Origin of the sequence: Nitrospira sp. (assembly GCA_024760525.1) — a bacterium.
Lineage (GTDB): Bacteria > Nitrospirota > Nitrospiria > Nitrospirales > Nitrospiraceae > Nitrospira_D.
In genome coordinates, this window is the sequence record CP060499.1 from 3,719,815 (window position 1) to 3,741,054 (window position 21,240).

At 56.0% G+C, this 21,240-nt stretch carries 23 protein-coding genes; 14 read left to right on the top strand and 9 right to left on the bottom strand.

Translation table 11 applies throughout. The annotated features are described in order from the left end of the window. Window positions 1-44 precede the first annotated feature (44 nt). Window positions 45-356 (bottom strand): hypothetical protein, encoded by a 312-nt coding sequence (locus H8K04_17495; GenBank protein UVT15573.1) that lies wholly within the window; start codon window positions 354-356, stop codon window positions 45-47. A gap of 169 nt (window positions 357-525) precedes the next feature. Here H8K04_17495 and fsa point away from each other — a divergent pair, with 169 nt between their 5' ends. After that, on the top strand, window positions 526-1,173 hold the full coding sequence (gene fsa / locus H8K04_17500) for a fructose-6-phosphate aldolase (protein ID UVT15574.1): 648 nt from the start codon (window positions 526-528) through the stop codon (window positions 1,171-1,173). Between the two features lie 69 nt (window positions 1,174-1,242). Here fsa and H8K04_17505 read toward each other — a convergent pair whose 3' ends face one another. Further along, window positions 1,243-1,929 (bottom strand): uracil-DNA glycosylase, encoded by a 687-nt coding sequence (locus H8K04_17505; protein UVT15575.1) that lies wholly within the window; start codon window positions 1,927-1,929, stop codon window positions 1,243-1,245. A 121-nt stretch (window positions 1,930-2,050) separates the two neighbouring features. Here H8K04_17505 and H8K04_17510 point away from each other — a divergent pair, with 121 nt between their 5' ends. The 6 genes from H8K04_17510 (at window position 2,051) to H8K04_17535 (ending at window position 9,543) form a co-directional block, all read left to right on the top strand. Further along, window positions 2,051-3,100, top strand: coding sequence for a lytic transglycosylase domain-containing protein (locus H8K04_17510; protein ID UVT15576.1), 1,050 nt, complete (start codon window positions 2,051-2,053; stop codon window positions 3,098-3,100). A gap of 11 nt (window positions 3,101-3,111) precedes the next feature. Beyond that, entirely contained in the window at window positions 3,112-4,449 is a 1,338-nt protein-coding gene (locus H8K04_17515; protein UVT15577.1) for a glycerate kinase, read from the top strand. Between the two features lie 15 nt (window positions 4,450-4,464). After that, window positions 4,465-7,110, top strand: coding sequence for a hypothetical protein (locus H8K04_17520; protein ID UVT15578.1), 2,646 nt, complete (start codon window positions 4,465-4,467; stop codon window positions 7,108-7,110). A 132-nt stretch (window positions 7,111-7,242) separates the two neighbouring features. After that, window positions 7,243-8,592 (top strand): DNA recombination protein RmuC, encoded by a 1,350-nt coding sequence (gene rmuC, locus H8K04_17525; GenBank protein ID UVT18033.1) that lies wholly within the window; start codon window positions 7,243-7,245, stop codon window positions 8,590-8,592. A 10-nt stretch (window positions 8,593-8,602) separates the two neighbouring features. After that, entirely contained in the window at window positions 8,603-9,034 is a 432-nt protein-coding gene (locus tag H8K04_17530) for a hypothetical protein (GenBank protein ID UVT15579.1), read from the top strand. 62 nt (window positions 9,035-9,096) lie between these two features. Next, complete coding sequence (locus H8K04_17535) at window positions 9,097-9,543, top strand: PilZ domain-containing protein (GenBank protein UVT15580.1); 447 nt, start codon at window positions 9,097-9,099, stop codon at window positions 9,541-9,543. On the opposite strand, the gene H8K04_17540 is transcribed toward H8K04_17535, so the two are convergent. From H8K04_17540 to H8K04_17555, 4 genes are all read right to left on the bottom strand, one after another. Beyond that, window positions 9,526-10,419 carry a pantoate--beta-alanine ligase gene (locus H8K04_17540; protein UVT15581.1) on the bottom strand — a complete coding sequence of 298 codons (894 nt, stop codon included), beginning with the start codon at window positions 10,417-10,419 and terminating at the stop codon, window positions 9,526-9,528. The two genes, H8K04_17535 and H8K04_17540, sit on opposite strands and share 18 nt — an antisense overlap. Beyond that, the gene (folK, locus tag H8K04_17545; protein ID UVT15582.1) at window positions 10,416-10,970 is read right to left on the bottom strand and encodes a 2-amino-4-hydroxy-6-hydroxymethyldihydropteridine diphosphokinase; all 555 of its coding nucleotides are present in this window, start codon (window positions 10,968-10,970) and stop codon (window positions 10,416-10,418) included. Before folK ends, H8K04_17540 begins: the two co-directional genes overlap by 4 nt. 66 nt (window positions 10,971-11,036) lie before the next feature. Further along, window positions 11,037-12,212, bottom strand: a complete 1,176-nt coding sequence (locus H8K04_17550; protein ID UVT15583.1) for an LL-diaminopimelate aminotransferase — start codon at window positions 12,210-12,212, stop codon at window positions 11,037-11,039. A gap of 124 nt (window positions 12,213-12,336) precedes the next feature. Then, the gene (locus H8K04_17555) at window positions 12,337-13,023 is read right to left on the bottom strand and encodes a type 1 glutamine amidotransferase (GenBank protein UVT15584.1); all 687 of its coding nucleotides are present in this window, start codon (window positions 13,021-13,023) and stop codon (window positions 12,337-12,339) included. A gap of 121 nt (window positions 13,024-13,144) precedes the next feature. Here H8K04_17555 and H8K04_17560 point away from each other — a divergent pair, with 121 nt between their 5' ends. The 4 genes from H8K04_17560 (at window position 13,145) to H8K04_17575 (ending at window position 16,829) form a co-directional block, all read left to right on the top strand. Further along, window positions 13,145-15,100 carry an alpha-amylase gene (locus H8K04_17560; GenBank protein UVT15585.1) on the top strand — a complete coding sequence of 652 codons (1,956 nt, stop codon included), beginning with the start codon at window positions 13,145-13,147 and terminating at the stop codon, window positions 15,098-15,100. A 181-nt stretch (window positions 15,101-15,281) separates the two neighbouring features. Then, window positions 15,282-15,500, top strand: coding sequence for an addiction module protein (locus H8K04_17565; GenBank protein UVT15586.1), 219 nt, complete (start codon window positions 15,282-15,284; stop codon window positions 15,498-15,500). Further along, window positions 15,497-15,796, top strand: a complete 300-nt coding sequence (locus tag H8K04_17570) for a type II toxin-antitoxin system RelE/ParE family toxin (protein UVT15587.1) — start codon at window positions 15,497-15,499, stop codon at window positions 15,794-15,796. Before H8K04_17565 ends, H8K04_17570 begins: the two co-directional genes overlap by 4 nt. Before the next feature lie 91 nt (window positions 15,797-15,887). Continuing rightward, window positions 15,888-16,829, top strand: a complete 942-nt coding sequence (locus H8K04_17575; protein UVT15588.1) for a hypothetical protein — start codon at window positions 15,888-15,890, stop codon at window positions 16,827-16,829. A 23-nt stretch (window positions 16,830-16,852) separates the two neighbouring features. On the opposite strand, the gene H8K04_17580 is transcribed toward H8K04_17575, so the two are convergent. Continuing rightward, the gene (locus H8K04_17580; protein UVT15589.1) at window positions 16,853-17,590 is read right to left on the bottom strand and encodes a methyltransferase domain-containing protein; all 738 of its coding nucleotides are present in this window, start codon (window positions 17,588-17,590) and stop codon (window positions 16,853-16,855) included. A gap of 288 nt (window positions 17,591-17,878) precedes the next feature. On the opposite strand from H8K04_17580, the gene H8K04_17585 reads away from it, so the two are divergent. Continuing rightward, a complete protein-coding gene (locus H8K04_17585) occupies window positions 17,879-18,502 on the top strand; it encodes a hypothetical protein (GenBank protein UVT15590.1) in 624 nt (207 codons plus the stop codon). Here the strand turns inward: H8K04_17585 and H8K04_17590 are convergent. After that, window positions 18,495-18,839, bottom strand: a complete 345-nt coding sequence (locus H8K04_17590; protein UVT15591.1) for a hypothetical protein — start codon at window positions 18,837-18,839, stop codon at window positions 18,495-18,497. The genes H8K04_17585 and H8K04_17590 overlap by 8 nt on opposite strands. A gap of 62 nt (window positions 18,840-18,901) precedes the next feature. Between H8K04_17590 and H8K04_17595 the strand changes: the two genes are divergently transcribed. Continuing rightward, window positions 18,902-19,387, top strand: a complete 486-nt coding sequence (locus H8K04_17595; protein UVT15592.1) for a hypothetical protein — start codon at window positions 18,902-18,904, stop codon at window positions 19,385-19,387. On the opposite strand, the gene H8K04_17600 is transcribed toward H8K04_17595, so the two are convergent. Beyond that, a complete protein-coding gene (locus H8K04_17600; protein ID UVT15593.1) occupies window positions 19,381-20,439 on the bottom strand; it encodes a hypothetical protein in 1,059 nt (352 codons plus the stop codon). The two genes, H8K04_17595 and H8K04_17600, sit on opposite strands and share 7 nt — an antisense overlap. A 184-nt stretch (window positions 20,440-20,623) precedes the next feature. Between H8K04_17600 and H8K04_17605 the strand changes: the two genes are divergently transcribed. Continuing rightward, entirely contained in the window at window positions 20,624-21,232 is a 609-nt protein-coding gene (locus tag H8K04_17605) for a M15 family metallopeptidase (GenBank protein UVT15594.1), read from the top strand. Window positions 21,233-21,240 lie beyond the last annotated feature (8 nt).

Genomic DNA, 21,240 nt, shown 5'->3' on the forward strand with positions numbered 1-21,240 from the left:
TTCCGGCGAGGAGATTCCGTGCAAGCTGGATCGCTACAGGCAGGCTAGCAGCCCGAATAGGTATAGTCGGACAGCTTCTCTTCTTTGTCGAACTTGAGCGTGATCTGACATTGATTGGGAGTGAAATTGAAGAAAGGCGGCCCTGATTTTCCCCCGGCAATGCGGTAATACGTCCAGGTTTCACCGCCGAAAAATCGGGAAGCTTTGCCGTCTGGAGCGCCCCAATTCTTCTCGAACCAGCCCTTATCTTTTCCTTGAAGCTCAGCTGGTTTAAGCGATGCTTCCAAGTATGGGTTATTGCCGCTGCAGGCCGTCACCACGAGGAGGAAGAAGAGTAACCAGGCAAATCGTTGCATCGCAATATCTCCATGCATAAAGTGCGGCGAGGTGATTCAAAAAATTTTAGCTCCTGCTGGGAAACCTGTCAAACATTCTGGTCAACATGTTGCAGCACAGTTGCGTTCTTCATAGAATGACGGATAATGATATAAACCGATATCTCCTCTCTAGGAAAGGGACAACGCCATGAAAATCTATCTCGATACAGCCAACGTCAAGGAAATCCATGAAGCCGCGAGTCTCGGCTTGCTCGACGGTGTAACGACGAATCCTTCCCTGGTCGTCAAGGAAGGGCGCAGCTTCAGGGAAATGCTACAAGAGGTATGCAAAATCGTAGATGGGCCGATCAGTGCCGAAGTCGTGAGCGTGGAAGCGGATGCCATGGTGAAGGAGGGCAAGGAACTTGCCAAGATCCATAAGAATATCGTGGTCAAGTGTCCGCTGATTCCGGAGGGGCTGAAAGCCACAAAGCGGCTGGCAGCTGAGGGAATTCGAGTAAACGTGACACTCTGTTTTTCACCAACACAGGCGCTACTGGCGGCCAAAGCCGGTGCCTGGTGTGTGTCTCCGTTTATAGGACGGCTCGATGATATCAGCTCAAACGGGATGGAACTCATCCGACAAATTCTGGCGATCTATAAGAATTATGACTACAAGACCCTTGTGTTGGTGGCGAGTGTCCGCCATCCGCAACACGTGGTCGAAGCGGCATTGGCCGGCGGTCACATTTGCACGATGCCCTACAACATATTTCAGGCGCTCTTCAAACACCCACTGACCGATGCAGGCTTGAAAAAGTTCCTCGATGACTGGAAGGCCAAAGGCCAGCAATAAGGCGTCTTGGAAGCAGAAACGAGCAGTGATCCTGGACGGGTCCCCGATCCGTGCAGGCCGGACGCCCTCTCAGGCACACTCTATTTCTTTCCTGGCCTTCCGGAATACCGCGTGAAACATGGGGCGGGTTAATTTTCCCGTAAACGTATTCTGCTGGCTAGGGTGATAGGAACCGAGCAGTGTGACGCCCCAGGGAAGCTGGTACGTGACACCATGTCCGAACTTGGGGAGGGGTATTGCTATGGTGTGACCCTGCCTCCGGCAGGCCCTGAGGTAATGATCGAAAGCAATCTTCCCCAGAACAATCACTACGCGGTGGTTCTTGAGAAGACGAATTTCCGTTCCCAAGAATCGGCTGCAGCATTCAAACTCTTCCGGTGCAGGTTTATTCTCCGGCGGGGCGCAACGTACTGTCGCGCCGATATAGCAATCCGTCAATGATAAGCCGTCGTCTCGGTGCGTCGAAGAAGGTTGGTTGGCAAATCCATACCGGTACAGTGCGTCATACAGCCAATCTCCACTCCGATCTCCGGTGAAAACTCGCCCCGTCCGATTCCCCCCATGTGCCGCAGGAGCGAGCCCAAGCACATAGAGCCGCGCTTGGGGATCACCGAAGCCGGGAACCGGCCGACCCCAATAGGTCCAGTCACGGTACTGCTTCCGTTTCTCTTGTGCGATCACCTGTCGATAGATGACTAACCGAGGACAGGCCGTACAGTCGCTGATAGCCTCGTTCAAGACGGCCAAGGTTCGCATAAGGGGCGCAGTGTAACACGAACAAGATCCCTATTCTGCTTGCCGGTAATTCTGCGAGCTGTTAGCATAACCTCGCGTTTCTTGGGGGATACAGCCGATTTTTCAAAAAGGAGTCTGGTGCATGATCACCCGTGGTATGCGAGCCTGGTTTTGTGCAATCGGAATCGCGTTCTCTCTACTGTTGATGCACGTGTCAGCACCGGCTGCGTCGGATACAACCGACAATAACGGACAGAAATCCGAGACTGAGAAAGATCTTCTCGTCCCCGACTTACTGGATCTGCAGCCCGAACCAGAAGACCGGCTGGTCATTCTGCCTGAAATCAAACGAGAGGGAGAGCGGTTCTTTTTGAGCTCATTCAAACTGCCCGACAAGATCACATTTGCGGGAGTGCCGGTTCCTTTGGACAACTGGCAAGTGAGAGAGCGGATCGAATACGAGTTCTACCAATTTTTGGAAGATCAAGGCGAAAGCATCATTCTCGCCAAACGTACCGGGCGTTGCTTCCCTCCCGCAGAAAAACAGCTGGCAGAAACCGGTCTGCCGGATGATCTCAAGTATATGTTGTTGGTCGAAAGCAAATGCATCTCAGCCGCCTACTCGAAAGCCAAAGCCTCCGGCCCCTGGCAGTTCATCCCCTCTACAGGTCGCCGATATCGGCTCAAGAGCGACGCGGTCCGAGACGAGCGTCGGAATCTCGAAATGTCGACTGAGGCAGCTGTCAAATATCTGAAGTATCTCAAAGAGTTCCAGGATAATGACTGGTTCTTGGCAATGGCCTCCTATAATGCCGGCGAGGAGCGAGTCCGCAAATTGCTTAAGGAACAAAAAATTTCCGACTATTGGAAGATGCACGGCCCGCGCGAGACCATGCGCTATGTCCCTCGTATCATTGCCGCAAAAGAAATCTACTCCCAACCTGAGAAGTACCTGGGACTGACCAAGAAGGACCTGTACATGCCGCTCGAGACAGAAACTATCACGGTCAACGTGAAAGAATCTCAGCGTGCATTAACCTCGATCGCCGAGGAATTCGGCACCTATTTGCTCGAGCTCAAGATGTTGAATCCGGAATTCAAGAAAGATGTGCTCCCTCATGGCACCTATCAAATCCGCGTGCCCAGGCAAACCTGTCCCAGTCGGTGCTTCAAACAGGAAAAGACTCCATAGCATTCATACCCATGCGGCTTCGTCTTCCCCCCTCTCCTGCCCGACCACTCCTTCAGAAGTTGATCGCGGCTGGGCTTAAGGCGGCCGATCCCTACGAAACCCTGCTCAACAGTGTCTCGGTCGACGAACACTCATTGCGAGTAGGGCGTCGGACCTATGACCTCTCACGCGTGGACCGAGTGATAGCAGTCGGTGCCGGCAAGGCATCGGCTAGGATGGCCCAGGCATTGGAACAGGCTCTTGGACCAAGAGTGGATGATGGACTAGTCGTCGTCAAGACCGGTCACAAACTCCCTACAAGGCGGATCGTGGTTCTCGAGGCCGGCCATCCGATTCCTGATCAGGCGGGTCTTCATGCCACGAAGCGGCTCCTGGGCCTGATCCATGATCTTACGCCTCGGGATCTCCTGTTCGTTTTACTGTCGGGAGGGGCATCAAGCCTGCTCCCGGCTCCCGTTCCTGGCGTCACTCTTACCGATAAGCAACGTACCACGCGATTGCTGCTGCGGAGCGGTGCAACCATCAACGAGATCAATGTTGTCAGAAAGCATCTTTCACTGACAAAAGGGGGCGGGCTGGCCGCTTCCACCCGTGCGAGGATCGTCACGCTCATCCTTTCGGACGTCATTGGGGATGATCTCGGTTCCATCGGTTCCGGCCCCACAGTAGCTGATCCGTCAACCTTTGCCGAGGCTATAGGCGTCTTGCAACGGTATAGAATGTGGCATGCCGTACCAACAGCCGTCCGGACCCATATGCAACAAGGGCAGAAGGGGACCGTCGCTGAGACCATGAAGCCTGGTTCACGACGCTTGCGCTCCGTGCATCATCACTTCATCGGCAATAATCAGATGATGCTCGAAGCCGTCGCGAGCACTGCAAAAAGGGCAGGTCTCCACACCAAACTCCTTCCTACCGCGATCACGGGTGAAGCGCGCACGGCCGTGAAGCAGCTGACCAATCTCCTCAACTCAATTGTTGTGGGAAAAGGCCTTTTGAGGCGGCCATGCTGCGTGATAGCGGGAGGTGAGACCACGGTGACGGTCACGGGCAGCGGGACGGGCGGGAGAGCCCAGGAATTCGCCACGGCGGCCGCATTGGAGATCGCCGGCCTTCCACACACCTGGGTCGTGGCATTAGGCACCGATGGAACCGACGGGCCGACCGATGCGGCCGGCGGGATCGTCAACGGAGAAACGGTTCTATTGGCCAAGCAAGTCGGTGTGAATCTCCGCTTGGCACTGAAACGACATGACACTTATCCTGCCCTGAAAACCCTCCGCTGTCATATCCATACCGGTCCCACTGGAACGAACGTCAATGACCTTTACCTTCTCCTTCTTCTCTAGTTACTATCGCACCCCATGACGCGTCCCTTCATCCTTCCGCTGTCTGAGTGTAATGCTCTCGATCTCACAGGTGGAAAGGCCGTTGGGCTCCGCCAGCTCATCGCGACCGGCTTGTCAGTCCCTCAAGGATTTTGCATCACGACGGAGGCATACGCACAGAGCCTCTGCGCGTCAGGCTTCATAGATACGGAAGAATGGCAAAAGGTCTGCGCCTTGTCGGGACATGAACGATCATCGGCCCTGGCCGGCTGCCGAGATCGCATCAAACTGGCAGAGACGTCCCACCTTGGCGCTCAATGGCTGACAACTCTCCAGACTCTCGGCCGGCCATCGAATGCACGCTGGGCCGTCCGGTCGTCAGCCACGAACGAGGACTCGGGTCAGACCAGTTTCGCCGGACTCTATCGCACCCACCTCGGCGTCGCTCCTTCAGAAATTGATGCCGCGCTCAAGGACCTTTGGGCCTCGGTTTGGGAAGAACGCGTGGTGAGTTACATGGCTCGGCAGAGCCACCAAACCGCTCCAAGAATGGCCGTGGTCATTCAACCAATGATCGAGGCACAGACGGGCGGCGTGGCCTATTCCATTCACCCCGTGACAGGACGAACCAATCAGGTGACGATTAACGCGGTTCCCGGGCTCGCCGCGCCGCTGGTCGACGGCACGGCCGCGCCGGACCAGTATGTGGTAGAGATGACCGACGAAGGGCAACCGGTTCGGATTCGCCGACGCATCCTAGCTCGGAAGTCCGAGCGGTTGTTGATTTCGAGTGATGGATTGCGCACCGAACCTCTCGACGATGCCAGCCAAAGGCGATCGTCGCTGACAGATGCTCAGCTGTTTTCTCTCGCACAGGCGGCCAAACAAATAGAACAGGCCTACGGACGCCCAGTGGATCTCGAATGGGCATTCGATGCCCGTCAATTATGGCTCCTCCAAGCCCGACCAATTACCACCGTCCGGCCCTCATCCGATCTCACCAATGATGACTGCGAATGGTCGCGCACCAACTTCAAAGAGACACTGCCTGAACTGCCGAGTCCGTTGAGCCTCTCGTTTCTTGAACGATTCATGGACGCGTATATCGTCGCTCATTATCGAAGACTTGGATGCCGCGTCCCTCATGGACTCACGTCCGTCCGTGTGCTGAACGGGCGCCCGTACTTGAATGTTACTCTCTTCCATATTTTGGTGGCTCAGCTTCGTGGAGACCCTTCACTGAACACCGAACAAATGGGCGGTGAACCGCTGCAAACCTTGCCACAGGTGCAGCCGCTCAAAGGGCTGGCCTTTGTTCGGGCAGGATTCATGATGTGGGCGGAGATGCAGCGAGTCGAACGGTCAGGCCCGCGATTGTTCGAAGAAATGAAAGCGCTGGCCGCAACGTATCGTTATGATCGTATTCTACATCTTTCCATGGAGGAACTCGTCCCTCAGCTCGACAAGCTCGGTCCCTGGCTTGAGGGCCGTGAAGTGACATTCGGCATCGCGGGAGGGGTTGGGCAGTGCTTACAGATTTTCAGCCAACTCCTGCCTCGCTGGCTCGGCCCGGACTGGCGAGGCTTGTTGAACGCCGCTCTCCAAGGACAAGGGACTGTGATCAGCGCGCAGCAGATCGTGCGCCTCGCTGAGCTCGTGGACATCGCCCGAGAGGAGCCGCTAACCGGAGCATTTCTCACATCGGAATCATGGGAACCTTCGAAATTTCGATCGGCTCTCGCCGGCACCAAGTTTCTGCATGTTTTCGACTCGTATTTGGAGAACTATGGCCATCGGGGAGTCGGCGAATCGGACGTCATGTCTCCCCGTCTCGCCGATAACCCGGAATCAATTCTCGCTATTCTGCGTGTCCAGCTGATCTCCGGCTGTCCTTCACGGGAAACCATTCTCTCGCGTCAGGAGAAAACGAGAGCCGCTTCGCTGGCCCAAATCAAACACCGACTCGGCTGGCGCCTCGATCGATGGGCTGTCTTCTTGTGGTGTTATCGCAGACTGTGCCGCTTCTTCGCGCTACGTGAAGCCAATCGGCACCATCTGATGTATTACTCAATGGCGATCCGCACCCTCTTGCTGCGTCTCGGGGAAATTTTGGTGGCGCGCGGACAGCTCGACCAGCGTGACGACATCTTTTTTTTGACCATCAACGATCGGACTGACCTTCTGACCGGCGGCACAAGAGACTGGAACAGCGTGATCCACGCACGGAGAGCTGAACGGGAGCATAACGCAACGGTCGGGGTCCCTGACACCATCCATGACTGGGCATCCGTGAACGAATCAAGTGTCACATCCGGTCAGCTTGACGGCTCCGGAATGATGTCGGGCATGCCGATCAGCACAGGATCCGTAACAGGTCCGGTTCGGATCATCCGCTCGCCGACGGATTGGGGCAACGTGATGCCTGGCGAGGTTCTGGTGGTTCCGGTGATCGATCCGGGCATGGCGCCACTCTTTGGCATTGCGGGAGGGTTGATCGCGGAAATGGGCGGCACCCTGTCTCACGGAGCCATCATCGCTCGCGAATATGGGTTGCCAACCATAGCGAATGTCGAGGGTGCGATGGGGTATCTTTCGGATGGCCAATGCGTCATGGTCGATGCCGACTCAGGAACCATTTGCATCCTGCCATCGCCAGATGTTGGAGCGACTAGATCCAATTGATTGGGGCCTTCTGCTCCTTGACCTTTTTCAATTCCTTGCGTAGTCTGCCGCCAATTCTCGTCTTTTGACACTATATGCAGGAGTTCAGTTCATTGGGTTTCCTGTTTTCAGGGGTATCATCCGATGACTGAAATGATCCCACTTTTCACCGGCTTTGGGGCGGGACTGCTCTTGGGCGGCCTGCTGGTAGGGCTCTGGGTTACCGGTCGCTTACGCGCCCAGTCTCAAAGAGCGGAAGCAACCGTCGATGAATTGCGAACACAGCTCGACGTAGAACGTGCTGCCGCCGCTTCCCTCCACGAAAGACTGTCCGAAGCTCAGCGGGCCCGGGTCACCGCCGAAACTCGTTTGGAAGAAGCGGCACGACAGCTCACGGAGCAAAAATCCCTGATCGACCATACACGTCATGAACTTGTGGAATCATTTCAGGCCCTCTCCGGCGAAGCCTTAAAGCAGAACAACGAGGCGTTCTTGAAGCTTGCCACCGTGTCGTTTGAAACCCTTCACGTCAAAGCCGACGGAGATTTAGCGCAGCGACAACAAGCGATCGACGCCTTGGTTCGCCCGCTCCACGAATCACTTCAACGCTATGACGAGCAGCTGCGCCTGCTCGAACAATCACGCCAGTCGGCCTACGGGGGATTGGATCTCCATCTGAAATTACTCGCGGAATCGCAGCAACGGTTGCAGCAGGAGACCGGGAACCTCGTCAAGGCCTTGCGGGCTCCGACCATACGGGGCCAATGGGGCGAATTGACGTTGAAACGAGTGGCCGAGCTCGCTGGGATGGTTGAGCACTGCGATTTCGTCGAGCAACACTCCGTGACCGGCGACGACGGCCGTTTCCGGCCGGATATGGTCGTTCGGCTGCCGGGGGGGCGCCAGATCATCGTGGACGCCAAAACCGTCCTCTCGGCCTACCTCGATGCCCATGAAGCTCAGAACGAGACCCAACAGGCCGAAGCCTTGCGCCGCCATGCCGCTCAGGTCAAGAGCCGTATGGATGAACTGTCGCTGAAAGCCTATTGGACGCAGTTCGAGCATGCGCCGGAATTTGTCGTGTTGTTCCTTCCTGGTGAGCAGTTTCTCGGAGCGGCGTTGGATCAGGACCCTCATCTCATTGAAGAGGGATTTGCGCGCGGTATTGTGTTGGCCACGCCGGCGACGCTGATCGCCTTGCTTCGTGCGGTTGCATACGGATGGCGGCAAGAGCAACTGAACGCCCATGCCGAAGAAGCCGGCCGGCTCGGCAAAGAATTGTACGAACGCATGGCGGTGCTGACGGAACATATGAACGATGTAGGACAAGCCCTCGGCAAGAGCGTGTCGGCGTATAACCGCGCCGTCGGTTCCCTTGAGACACGGATTCTCCCGGCTGCGCGGCGATTCAAAGAATTGGGAGTGTCGTCTGAGAAGGACATCCCCATCCTTGAGCCGACGGCGGTCGTTCCACGCAAGAGCTTGCCGTTTGATATTGAATGAAGGAGCAAGCATGACTGACCAACAAGCCATGGTTGAAGCATTTCATAGCAAGTTCGAGATTTTGGTACGGACGATCCCGACCGATCTGAACGAAGACACCAAACAACTTCGTGTCCGTCTTATTCAGGAAGAGTTCGATGAGTTGAAAGAAGCGATGGCCACCGGAAATCTCGCCGCCGTGGCAAAAGAAATGGCGGACCTCCTCTATGTCACCTATGGGACCGCGGTTTCCTACGGAATCGATATGGAGCCGGTGTTCCAGGAGGTGCATCGATCGAACCTCAGCAAAGTCGGCGGTTATAAGCGGGCTGATGGGAAATGGGTGAAACCCCCCACCTACTCGCCCGCCGACATCGAATCGATTGTGGAGACTCAACGGGAGCGCCTGCTGGCGGGGCAAATATCTGCTCATGACGAGGCCGGTTCTCCTCGAAATTCATGAGAGACCCGCGCTGCCCAAGTTGTGGAACCCCCTTCGTCCGTGTGATTTATGACGAAGGAACCATGGAGCGGATATTGAACCGCTTCGGGATATTCCCATTCCGGTGTCAACTCTGTACCACGCGCTTCCGAGTCTTTCGGAGCCATGCACCCGATCAAAAGTCGGTCACGGATCGCCGGCAATACAAACGATTGGCCGTGTCGTTCCGTGCGAACCTTCTCTCAGAGTCCGCCGTGCGGATGGACAACCGCGTGACAGATATCTCCATGGGTGGGTGCACTCTTGAGACATCGACAACGTTGCCTCAGGGGACGTTTGTTGAGTTGGTCATCAAGCCCGCTTCCGACGAAGAGCCTATCAAGATCGAGACGGCCATGGTGTGTTCTTCTCGCCAGGAGTCGATGGGCATCCGCTTCCTTGAAATGGTGGGAGAAGACAAGAACCGCCTCAGCCAGGTCATCCTGAGCTTGCTGGTTGGACAAAGCGCCAACCTACACCTGTTCTCGTGAGGATCTCTCGAGACGCGTGGAAGGCCTTCGTGGAGCGGCCACCAGCAGATTGTCAATAAGGCGCACGGAGCCGAGACGCACAGCTCCAAGCAAGACCGCCTTCTGCGTGACTGTCGAAAGCGGTTCAAGGGTTGCGGGATCGCAGACCGCCAGATAGTCGATCGTCAACATTGGTTCGTCTTTGATAATCTGAGCCATCGCTGACCGCACAGCTTCTCCACCAATGACGCCCTTCCGGATGGCCTGGGCTCCCGCACGAAGACCTTCATACAACGTGGAGGCACGCACCCGTTCGTCCGGCGAAAGATAAACATTGCGCGAGCTCATCGCCAGTCCATCCTTCTCACGCACTGTCGGATACACGACAATCTGAACACCGAGATTCAGGTCTATCACCAGCTGTTGAACCAGCGCCGATTGCTGAATATCCTTCTGGCCAAAGAGTGCGAGCTGAGGACGGACGATTCCGAAGAGTTTCGTCACGACCGTCGCCACACCGGGAAAATGATGGGGGCGCACCTCCCCTTCCCACCGGCGAGCAATGGCTGGCAGCATCACCGAGGTTTGAAATCCCGTCGGGTACATGGCAGTGGCAGAGGGTTCAAAGCAGACATCGACACCTTCCCGTTTGCATAACGCACGATCGCGCGTGATGGGACGCGGGTATCTGGTGAAATCTTCCTGAGGACCGAATTGCGTGGGATTCACGAAGATACTGACCACGAGGGCATCGCATCGCAATCGCGCTGCTCGAATGAGCGCCCGATGGCCTTCGTGCAACGCCCCCATGGTCGGCACCAACCCGATCTTCACTCCTTCTCGCCTGAATCGCTCGCTCCAGGCTGCCATGGCAGTGGGGGAACGAATGATCTTCATGTGTCGGATGGTGAACTACAGGCTGGACGCGAACCGTATCTCGTTGAAGGCTGGGGGAAGAGCAGAGACGCTTGCGACTGATCTTTGGTCTCTGCCAGTAACTGAGCCGCCGAGTGTTTGAGCGTTGGATGGACCCAGAGCGGATCGAGCTCATTCAGAGGCATGAGGACGAAGCGTCGTTGATGGAGACGAGGATGCGGGATCGTCAAACCCGGTTCATTGATCACACGTTGACCATAGAAGAGAATGTCCAGATCCATCGTGCGAGGTCCGGATCGACAGTCATCATCCCGTCCGAGGGCACGCTCGATCTCCTGAAGCATCGTGAGGAGACTCCGCGGCGTAATGTCGGTTTCAAGCTGAACCACCCCGTTGAGAAACCACTCCTCGCCAGGATCGGTCCCGTCGCGAACCGGTTCCGTCTCATAGAGCAGTGAGACGCCACTGAGCCGTGAATGCGGCAGGAGACTCAGCAACGTCACGGCCCGATCGCAAAAATCGACTCGATCGCCGGCATTCGACCCGAATCCGATGAAGACGGTCTCTTTCATGGGCGTATCTCGTGACGCGTGTTCGGGAATCGTCAGAACGCGAACGACGCCTCACGAACGACAAGATCAGAAACCTGCCTTCTTAATCCGTTCCACCGCTTCCGCCAACCGTTCTTTGGATGTGCAGAGCGTCATGCGGATGTACCCCTCCCCTGGGGCTCCGAACCCATTGCCGGGCGTTGTCACGATCCCGGCCTTTTCCAACAAATGCGCAGTAAACGAGGTCGACGTATAGCCCTTCGGGACCGTCACCCACACATAGAACGCCGCCGGCGGCGGATTCACTTCTAACCCCAAGTTCTTGAGGCCGGGGATCAGCGTGTCTCGACGATCTTGGTATGTTTTTCTCAAGCTGTCGGTGACAGAATCGTCCAGGCCCAAGGCCGTAATGCCGGCTTCTTGAACCGCCTCAAAACAGCCGGAGTCCAGATTGCTCTTCACCTTGCCCAGTCCGCCCAAGACATCTTTATTGCCGACGGCAAAGCCGATGCGCCATCCGGTCATGTTGTACGTCTTGGAAAGCGAATGGAACTCGACTCCCACATCCTTTGCGCCGTCAACCTCCATGAAGCTCGTCGGCCGACGCCCGTCGTAGTAAATCTCTGAATAGGCCGCATCATGGCACACGATGACCTGGTGTTCCTGGGCGAAATCCACGACGCGCTTGAAGTAGTCCTTGGTCATAATCACCGAGGTGGGATTGTTCGGCGAATTGAGCCACATCAGCTTGGCTTTCTTGGCCACGTCCTTGGGAATGGCATTCAGATCCGGCAGGAACCCGTTCGCTTTCGTCAGCGGCATGAAGTGAGACACGCCCCCCGAAAAACCGGTGCCGACGGGATACACCGGATAGCCCGGACTCGGAACCAGCACGACATCGCCGGGATCGACAAAGGCCAGATGAATGTGTCCGATCCCTTCCTTCGAGCCGATCAAAGTCAGAACTTCGTTGGCGGCATCGAGCGTCACATTGAAACGTTGTTTGTACCAGCCAGCCACGGCTTTCCTGAAGGACAACATCCCTTCATAGGAGGGATATTGGTGGTGTTTGGGGTTCTTGGCTGCTGCGGCCAAACTGTCGATAATTGGGGCCGGCGTGGGCAAATCAGGATCGCCGATACCGAGATTGATGATATCGACTCCGCGGGCGATGGCCTCTTGCTTCATTTTGTCGATAGCGGCAAAGAGGTACGGCGGTAAGGTCTTGATGCGCGTCGCGACTTCAATCGGGAAACCGGCCATTATGGTCTCGCTCCTTTCATGCGTATCAGCCAGCTGACGACGATCGGGGTTCAACCGGAGGTCTAGCGGCTGCTCTGAGTCAGTTGAATCAAGATGCTAGGTTACTTCAGCGCAGCGTCGGCAATCAACGTGCGGAATTCAGTAGGTGGGCAACAAGCCGGTCCGCTACAGCATGCGATGGGGAAAGGTGAGGAACTGCCGTTGCTTTCACTTGAGGAGCCGTAAGACGCGCTTTCATCAAATCCTGGGCACATTCACGGCATAACGAATCGATTCCGCCTTCCTCCATCTCCAAATGGAACAGAAGGCCATACGCACGATCCCCATACCGAAATGCCTGCAAGGGCGCAATCTCGGATCCCGCCAAAGGCACACAGTCTTTTGGCAGATCAAAGATCTCACCGTGCCATTCGAAGACGTCGAAAGCCTCGGGACCCGTCCCAAACACGGGATCCTGTTTCCCCTCATCAGTCAGGCGAACAGGTGTCATGCCGATTTCCAAGGCCTTGCCAGGTCGGATGGAGGAGCCAAGCGCTTTGGCCATGAACTGGCTTCCCAAGCACACCCCGATCACCGGCTTACCAGCGTGAAGCGCAGCTCTGATGAAGTCGGTTTCTTCATGGATCCACATTCCCGGATCATTCACCGACATCGGACCGCCCATGACGATCAGCAAGTCCCCCGCATCTTTGGGCACGCCATCCTTCGGGACAAGAGAATATTCAAGGCTCACGCCGCGCTTGGCGAGGGCCGTTGCGAACGCTCCGGGACCTTCGAAGGGAACATGTTGGAGGCAGAAAGCTTTCGGCATCTTCGTCCGACTTGGCAGAAACGACGAGAGGTACGACCTGGACTTTCGGTCGGTGGATACATACACTGTCCCTACGAAGGCAGCAAGAGAAGAATCTCCCGGCAAAACGGGTCAGAAACGTATGCCACCCCCCGCGGCGCAAACAATCCTCAGCCGGCCAATACCTCAAAACCTCAGTGATGTCAGTTTTCCCCGGCGTCAGCGTTTTCACACCTCACCTGGCGATTGGCGCGACGAGGTCCTCTACTTTCTCCTCGTCGATCGGTTCAGCGATGGGAAAGAATCATCCAGACCGCTTCTCGATCGGAGCCGTCGTTCGTCGTTTCGACCTCAAGGGCATGATGGGCAATCGTGGCGGTGGGATCGCTGGGCCGAATCGGGTGCGCATCGATGGCAGGGAGGAACGCTCAGCGGTGTATCGTCCAAGCTCGGCTATCTGCATGACTTGGGTGTCACCACGCTGTGGTTGAGTCCCGTGTTCAAACAGCGCGGGCACCTCGACACGTTTCATGGCTATGGGATTCAGCATTTCTTAGATGTAGATCCTCGATTCGGAACCAGGAACGATCTGGTTGCGCTGGTCGAAGCCGCCCACTCGCACGGCATCCGCATCATCCTTGACATTATTTTCAACCATTCCGGGTTCAATTGGGTCTATCCGGGAGGTGTTCAAGAGCCTCCATACAAACCGTTTCCGGATCGCTACGCCTTTGGTTCCTGGTTGGGACGAACGGGTGAGGAGATCGGTGACACCATCACGGACCTTGAAACCGGTGTTTGGCCGACTGAACTGCAGGCCATCGATTGCTACACCAGAGCGGGCATGGGAAATCTCGGGGCCGGCAGTCTGGACGACCCCAACGCGGAACATAAGCGAACAGATTTTTTTACCTTGCGAGACTTCGGGCTCAGCTCGCGCGGAGTGCTCGATCACCTGGCTGCGTGTTATCGCTACTGGATCGCCCTCACTGACTGCGATGGTTTTCGCATCGATACCTTGAAGCATGTGTCGTTCGAAGAAGGACGGAATTTCTGTGGTGCGATCAAGGAGTTTGCCGCCAATCTTGGCAAGGCCAATTTCCTGCTGGTCGGTGAAGTGGCCGGGGGCGACTTTGCGCAGGATCGCTACCTGGATGTACTTGGACGAAACCTTGATGCGGCGTTGGATATCGGCGAGATGCGGATTGCGCTTCATGAGGTCGCCAAAGGGCTGGACTCTCCACAGGCATACTTCGACGGCTTCGACGCGGGCAACGCAGAGATGGGATCACATCGGAATATCGGCCAACGGCATGTCTCCATCTTGGATGACCACGACCATGTCTTTGGCCAAAAGATCCGCTTCTCCAGCGAAGCGGCGTCGGAAGAGCAAGTGGTTGCCGGCGTGGCGCTGCAGTTGTTCACGCTGGGCATTCCATGCGTGTACTATGGAACAGAACAATCCTTCGCCGGGCCGGAAGAGTCCGAGCGTCGGTTTCTCCCCGGCTGGAAGGGCGGCGACTATGCCGACCGGTATCTGCGCGAGACCATGTTCGGCCCGGAGCATCCTCGAGCCCCTGGACGTGCAGGCTTGTCAGCGACCAATGGTCTCGACCAGAGCCTTCCAGGTTTCGGTCCATTTGGGACGGCAGGCGCACACTGCTTCGACCCTCATTTTCACACCTATCGCAGGATTGCAGCGCTCACGGCAGTTCGCGCACAATTCCCGGTGTTGCGGGTGGGGCGGCAATACTCGCGGCCGATCTCGCTATTCAATGGGCCATTTCTCTTTCGAGGGCCGGGTGAACTCGTCGCATGGTCGAGAATTCTCAGTGATGAAGAAGCCTTATGCGTGATGAATGCCCATGGGACGCAAGTTCGAGGCGGCGATGTGGTGGTGGATGCGGATCTGAACCCGGAGGGTTCGACGCTCACGGTTGTTGCGAACAGTATGGAAGCGGGAAGTGGAACGTCCGTGGGAATAGCTCATCCGGTTGGATCACAGCTTCCAATCACGCGACGCGCCGACGGCACGTCCTTCGTCGAGATTCGTAACATTGCTCCTTCCGGCGTGATCGTCGCGATCAATCATCCGTAAGCGCTGGGACCTTGGCAAGGAAACTAGAGATCCCTAGCGCACCCGATCGTGCCTCGTTGACAATCGGCAAGAAGTCCTCGTACCTTTCCGTCCGATAGATGCACTGCTTCACTGTTACACAGCAAGCCTATCGTCTGACGACAGGGTTTGCTTCACACAGGGGCTGAGGTATACTTGAATCATGTCGATCAATCTGCCTCTTAAGAGTATGACACTCCAGGAGAAACTGGCAGTGATGGAGTCCTTGTGGGAAGACCTTGCCGGAACTCCGGAAGCCATTGAGTCTCCTTCCTGGCACAAGACCATCCTCGATGAGCGCCGTCAGCGGGTTACTGATGGAACGACTCGATTCGTCGATTGGGAAACCGCGAAGCAGGATATCCGCAACAAGCTGTCGTGAGAATTGAGATCCTCGACGAGGCTCAGGAGGATCTGATTCATGGCTTCCGCTTCTATGAAGGACGGGAGGCCGGACTTGGCACGTACTTCCTCGACTGTTTATACTCCGACATCGATTCCCTTCATGCGCACGCCGGGATTCATCAAGTCGTGCACGGCTATCATCGTGCTCTTTCCAGGAAGTTTCCGTTTGCGATCTATTACAGCCGAGAGGGAGAGATCGTTCGTGTTCAGGCAGTACTCGACTGCCGGAGAAATCCGTTCTGGATCAGGACAAGATTGACGGGTGATAAGTAGCCGGTTCCGGTCAACCGCTAGCGAACCATGCCCACCACCCTTCGCACCATCTGCAACGACATCACCACACTTCACGTTGATGCGATCGTCAATGCGGCGAACGAGTCTCTGCGTCCCGGCGGTGGGGTATGCGGGGCCATCCGACCAATCTGACAAGTCGAATACTCTTGCACCGCTGGCAGTGCGTCCAGGCCTGCGCTACAATCGGCGTATCGTGAAACGCTCCATCAAGGACGCCGATGATCTACGCTGGCTGATCGGCCATACGGGCGGTTTCCGCTCCGGCTATGTGACCGACATACAGATATCCAAGCGCCGCCTCTTCGACGAAGGATCCGGACGTGAGATCCCGGCCGGTACGACCATCTCAGTCACCATCCGGTACGAGGTGCGCGGGTTGATTCGAGTGGCCAAGCTCACCATGACCGGCGTGACGGATTTTTCGGTCTTCGAGCAGGATGGGGCCGACTGCTCATCACTCAGCATTATCCAGACGGAACTCAGCGCCGGGAAACTGCGTTTCTGGTTTGATCCGCAGGGGGAATTGTATGTCGTGTGCGATGAGGCGCATCTGGAGGAAGTCGCGACGCCCTTCGTGACGGCCCAACAGGCTGCGGAACTCGCTCGATGGACCTTCCAAGGTCGGACTGCCGAGGGTCCCACGGTCCAGTGGCTGTTAAACGAGCTGGACCAGGCCGGTTTGCCTTGCGTGTGGCGAGAAACGAAGCGGGCGGTTGCCGTCCATCCGGCGGTGCAGTGGGAGGGTGATCTGATCCCGGCAGGCGATTCTACGGCCAATGAGGACAACATGGTTCATGTCATGGCCTATGGCCCACTGGAAGGGCACGGGTTCGGTCTCATGCTACGAGTGTTTGGTATGCAGGACCGGCAGATGAGCCGTATTCTCGAGATCCTTGCCGATCACATCACTCAACATTTTCCCGGCAATTGTCTCGTCGGCACGACGATCATACCGGGCCGCGAATGGGAAACCTGGCTGATTCGAGAACACTATTCACGACGAAATGGGTGAGAAGAAGGAATCTGAAGGGCGGATCAGTGCGCGTGTTCCGGGGAATACCGTCCGTTACCGTTCCCATTTGAAAAGCCGTTTGTGCCGCTGCCGTTTACATAGCCTGAAACATTGTGAGCCGTGCCGTTTCCGTTCGTCTGTTTACCCTTTCCATTGACACATTCGACCAAGGCCCACAGCCGTAGCGGGTTCACACTCTGCTTCCGGGCAATATGCAACGATGTCCCCTCTAACACGGTATTGAGCGACAAATCCGTCCGCCAGCCTAGATGCTTGGTCAAAGGAGAGAGCACTTTTTCTACGGCTGCGATCACCTTGTTGCCGTTGCTGAAATGGTTCAACATGATGATGCGGCCCCCTGGTCGGCAGACCCGAATCATCTCATTGACCACCTTGCGATAGTCGGGAACCGCCGTCACGACATAGGCTGCGACAACGGTATCGAAGCTGTCATCAGCGAACTCCATCGCTCCTGCATCCATCCGATGAAGCTGGATGTGATCAAGGCGGTGGGCTTCTGCCTTTTCCTTCGCTTTTGCAAGCATACCCTCTGACAAATCAATTCCCACAATGCGGCAATGTCGGGGATACATCGGAAGAGCCAACCCGGTTCCCACGCCCACTTCGAGAATCTGCTCATTCGGTTGCACATCGAGGTTGCGAATGGCTGATTCTCGCCCTTCCTGGAAGACCTTGCCGAAAACGTGATCGTAGAACCCCGCGTAGGAGGTATAAACACGTTCAATTTTATGGAGATCCATGCCTTCCTCCAAACCTCAAACGACCTACTCTCTGCGTGCCTCAAGCTGCAGAGTGGCAGACAGCTATGCCGACGCGGGATAGAATTTAAATTATGGCGGGGAACCTGTGGTGCAAGGCCCGCCGGAACGCAGCCCGCCGTACTGTAGCCAACTCATCCTCATCAGTCAACAAATTCTTGGAGGAATAGTGAAGTAGGTATATTCCTAGGCCCCCGCTTGGAAAAAATGAGTGATTCATGGCCTTGGCTGCCTTGATTCGTGCGTCGTTCCTATGTGATAGCTACAGCCATGATCCTGGCCGGCCTCTTTGCAAGCGCCTTGTGTCTCGGGTTGATCGTCGGTGATTGGTTGTATTTTATCCGGCTGACCCCTGACGCCATCCGGTATGGCTGCCGTATCGCGAAGCATCAAGATCAATGGCCCGGAACGGTGCTCGCGACCGTGCGCGATCGCTTCACGCCTGACGGCCTGTTGATGCTTCCGCACGGAGTCGCCCGGTTTTACCCGGAATTATCCCAGATTGCGATCCGCCCTCAGTACCGATTCTTCTCGAAGAATTTCCGTACCGCCTGGCCGGTGAAGGGGCTGATCCATCTTGCTCCCCAAGATCAAGCACTGGGAACGTTCTGCGTAAAGCGCATTCCATGGTCGTCGGCGCTCATCACATTGTTGTGGTTTGCGGTCGTCTTGCTGGGGTCTCTCACCTTCGTGATTCAGTACACCATGGAAGATGGATTTACGTCGTTGGGGGGGACGTTCTTGGGGATCGGCATTGTCGGCCTTGCAGGCATGGTCGTGCTGTTCGGATTCATCACGGTCACGTTTTCTTTCCGGCTGGAAGACAGCCGTCTCATGAAAGTTCACGACGAGTTGCGCGACGCGATTGCAGGTCCTGGATACCCAGCTAGCTGAGAAACAAGTCTAGAAAATGATCGTATTCGGCCGGCAAGTCCAAGGCAGATCGGTTGCGGGCAAGGCCGGCGATGATCCCCCGATGCTTTTTGACAAGACCGGAGGTCTTAAAGGCGTGCCGGAACTGCTGCCATCGCAAGGTGGGATCGTTTACAATCCGAACTTGTTCGTCCTTCGGCAGCGCATGGACGGCTGTCGTCAAGGTTCGAATGGCTTTTTCCACGCTCTCATAGGGTGGAGCCAATTTGAGCTGGGTATAGAAACACTCCAGGTGGCGGCGGAATTCATCTTTAAGGAACTGGAGCGGGTCGCTGGAAATCAGTTCAGCACCTTCCATGGTCAGTCAGGTGAATGATACGGTATGAAGACGGAACGGAACAACTCTTCAATGGAGGACGTATGAAGCGGATGTTTGTCGGGTTACTTGGTCTGTTCACCGCAATCGTGATGGTCGGCTGCTCCTCGCCCCACCATCACCATGGCATGATGGGAGGCGGCAAAAGCGAGGCCTATTGGCAGAAGGGCCAGCAAGATATGGCCTCCTTGATCGACAAAACTGTGAAAGATCCTGATAAAGCACAGCAGGTCAAGAACATCGCCGGCGAAATCGTCAACGAACTGAAGACAGGCCGAGAGCAGGAACGTGCCTATCACCGGCAACTTTATACATTGAATGCCAGCTATACAGCGCCGCCCGAAGAGTTTTCCAAGGTCCTCGACGAGGCAAGCACTCAACGAACGAAAACTTCAGCGAAGGTTCTCGCTCTGCGATTCAAGATGAAAGAGTTGATGACCGCCGATGAATGGAAGGCCCTGACCGATAAAATGCTGTCGTATAGCGGTCGGTACCAGCACGGAGATGCGGGGGCAAAGACCGGCTATTGATCTGCAGCCGGCGCGGCTTTGAGCGGCACAGCGGCCCATGTCGCGCCGGCGTCGGTGGAACGATAGAGACCGCTGCCGTTTGTCCCGGCATAGAGCACTTGCGAGTTTTTCGGGCCCATGACTAGAGCTCGAATATTCCGGGTCGCAAAGCCTTGATTCATTTCTTGCCACGTCTTCCCGCCGTCAGGACTTTTCCACACCCCGGCGGGGCCGCCGACATACAGGTTCGACGGCTCCGTCGGATGGATCACAATGCTGCTCACAAACGGATCAGGAAGCGATTGTCCGATCCGCTCCCACTGCTCACCTTTGTTTACCGTACGAAAGAGCCCTTTCGTCGTCCCTGCATAGACGACGTCGGGATTCGTCCGATCGATTTCAATCGCATTGACGCCCAGCGCCATGGATGCCATCAGCTCGCTCTCAGGAATCAGTCCGTTGTTGATCTTCTTCCACGACATCGCCGCATCCTCCGAACGATAGATCCCGCCGGTTGTTCCACCAAACAGGATGGTGGGATCCTTAGGGCTAATGGCAATGGATGTCACAATATGGACTTCCTTCATTCCGTTCATCCGTTCTTCCCATTCACGCCCCGCGTCCTTCGTAGAGAACGCGCCCACGGTCGTGGCGATATAGATCTTTTCGCTCAACGCGGGATGAAACACGAATTGATTCACAAACGAGACATGTTCTTTCAATCCGACGTTATGCGGAAGCCAATGTTGTCCGCCGTCCGGACTCTTGTAGACCGCATCTCCCATCGTGCCGGCATAGATCGTGGCCGGCAGCTGCGGATCGATCGCAAGCGTCGTCACTCGGCGCGCGCTGAAGCTCGGGAATCGCTCCCAAGTCCCACCGCCGTCTCGAGACTTGTAGACCGCGTCGTTCGTGGCCACGTAGAGGATATTCGCATTGGTTGGATGGAGCGCGATCGAAACAATCGCCTCACTCTCCTTTTGGCAGCCAAGAGCGACGAGAAGCGATGCCACCAGCAGGAGTTTGATGTTGGACAGACGCAGCATGGCGATCGTGGCGGCAGACCTAAACACAGGATTCAGCGAGGAGTCAAGGATGAAGACGTCTCACGCTGCGAGGGACAGTTTTCTACTAATGATGTTTGACACATCTCTCGCAAAGGATAACAATCCGCACGAGTTTCACTCGACAGGAATCAAGACAGAGGGCTTCCAGCATCTAGCTCCCTATCGAAGCCTATGAGAAAGAGGATTCACGATGGATATGGAAGACATGATTTCTGCGGTGCAGAAGAAGCTGGGCGTTCAGGTAGATGGTCGAGCCGGAACCGAGACCTGGGGAGCGATTTATGCCCACATCGTCAAACCAACCATTCAAGGAGAAGCTCCCGCCGAGGCGATTGAAGACGTCGATGCACGCAGCGAAAGGAGTATCGTGACGCTGCTTCCGGAAGTGCAACCCATCGCCCGCGCATTGGTGCAAAAGGCGGCTCAGTTCGGGATTCACATAAAGATCATCAGTGGTTTGAGAAGCTATGCCGAACAGGACGACTTATACGCGCAAGGTCGCACAAAGCCAGGAGCCAAAGTCACGAACGCACGCGGTGGGTACTCGAATCATAACTTCGGCATTGCCTTTGATGTTGGAGTCTTCGAGGGTACGAAGTACCTCAGCGAATCCGTCAAGTATAAGGCGGTCGGCGTCCTTGGAATGGACTTGGGTCTCGAATGGGGTGGCAACTGGAAAACGCTGGTCGATGAACCTCATTTCCAACTTCGTCCGGGATGGGCTGTGGATATCACGGAATCTGAAATGCTGGCGGGGCTCCGAGAGCGCAAAGAGAGTGGAGCCTCCTTCTATGCATAGCTCGAACG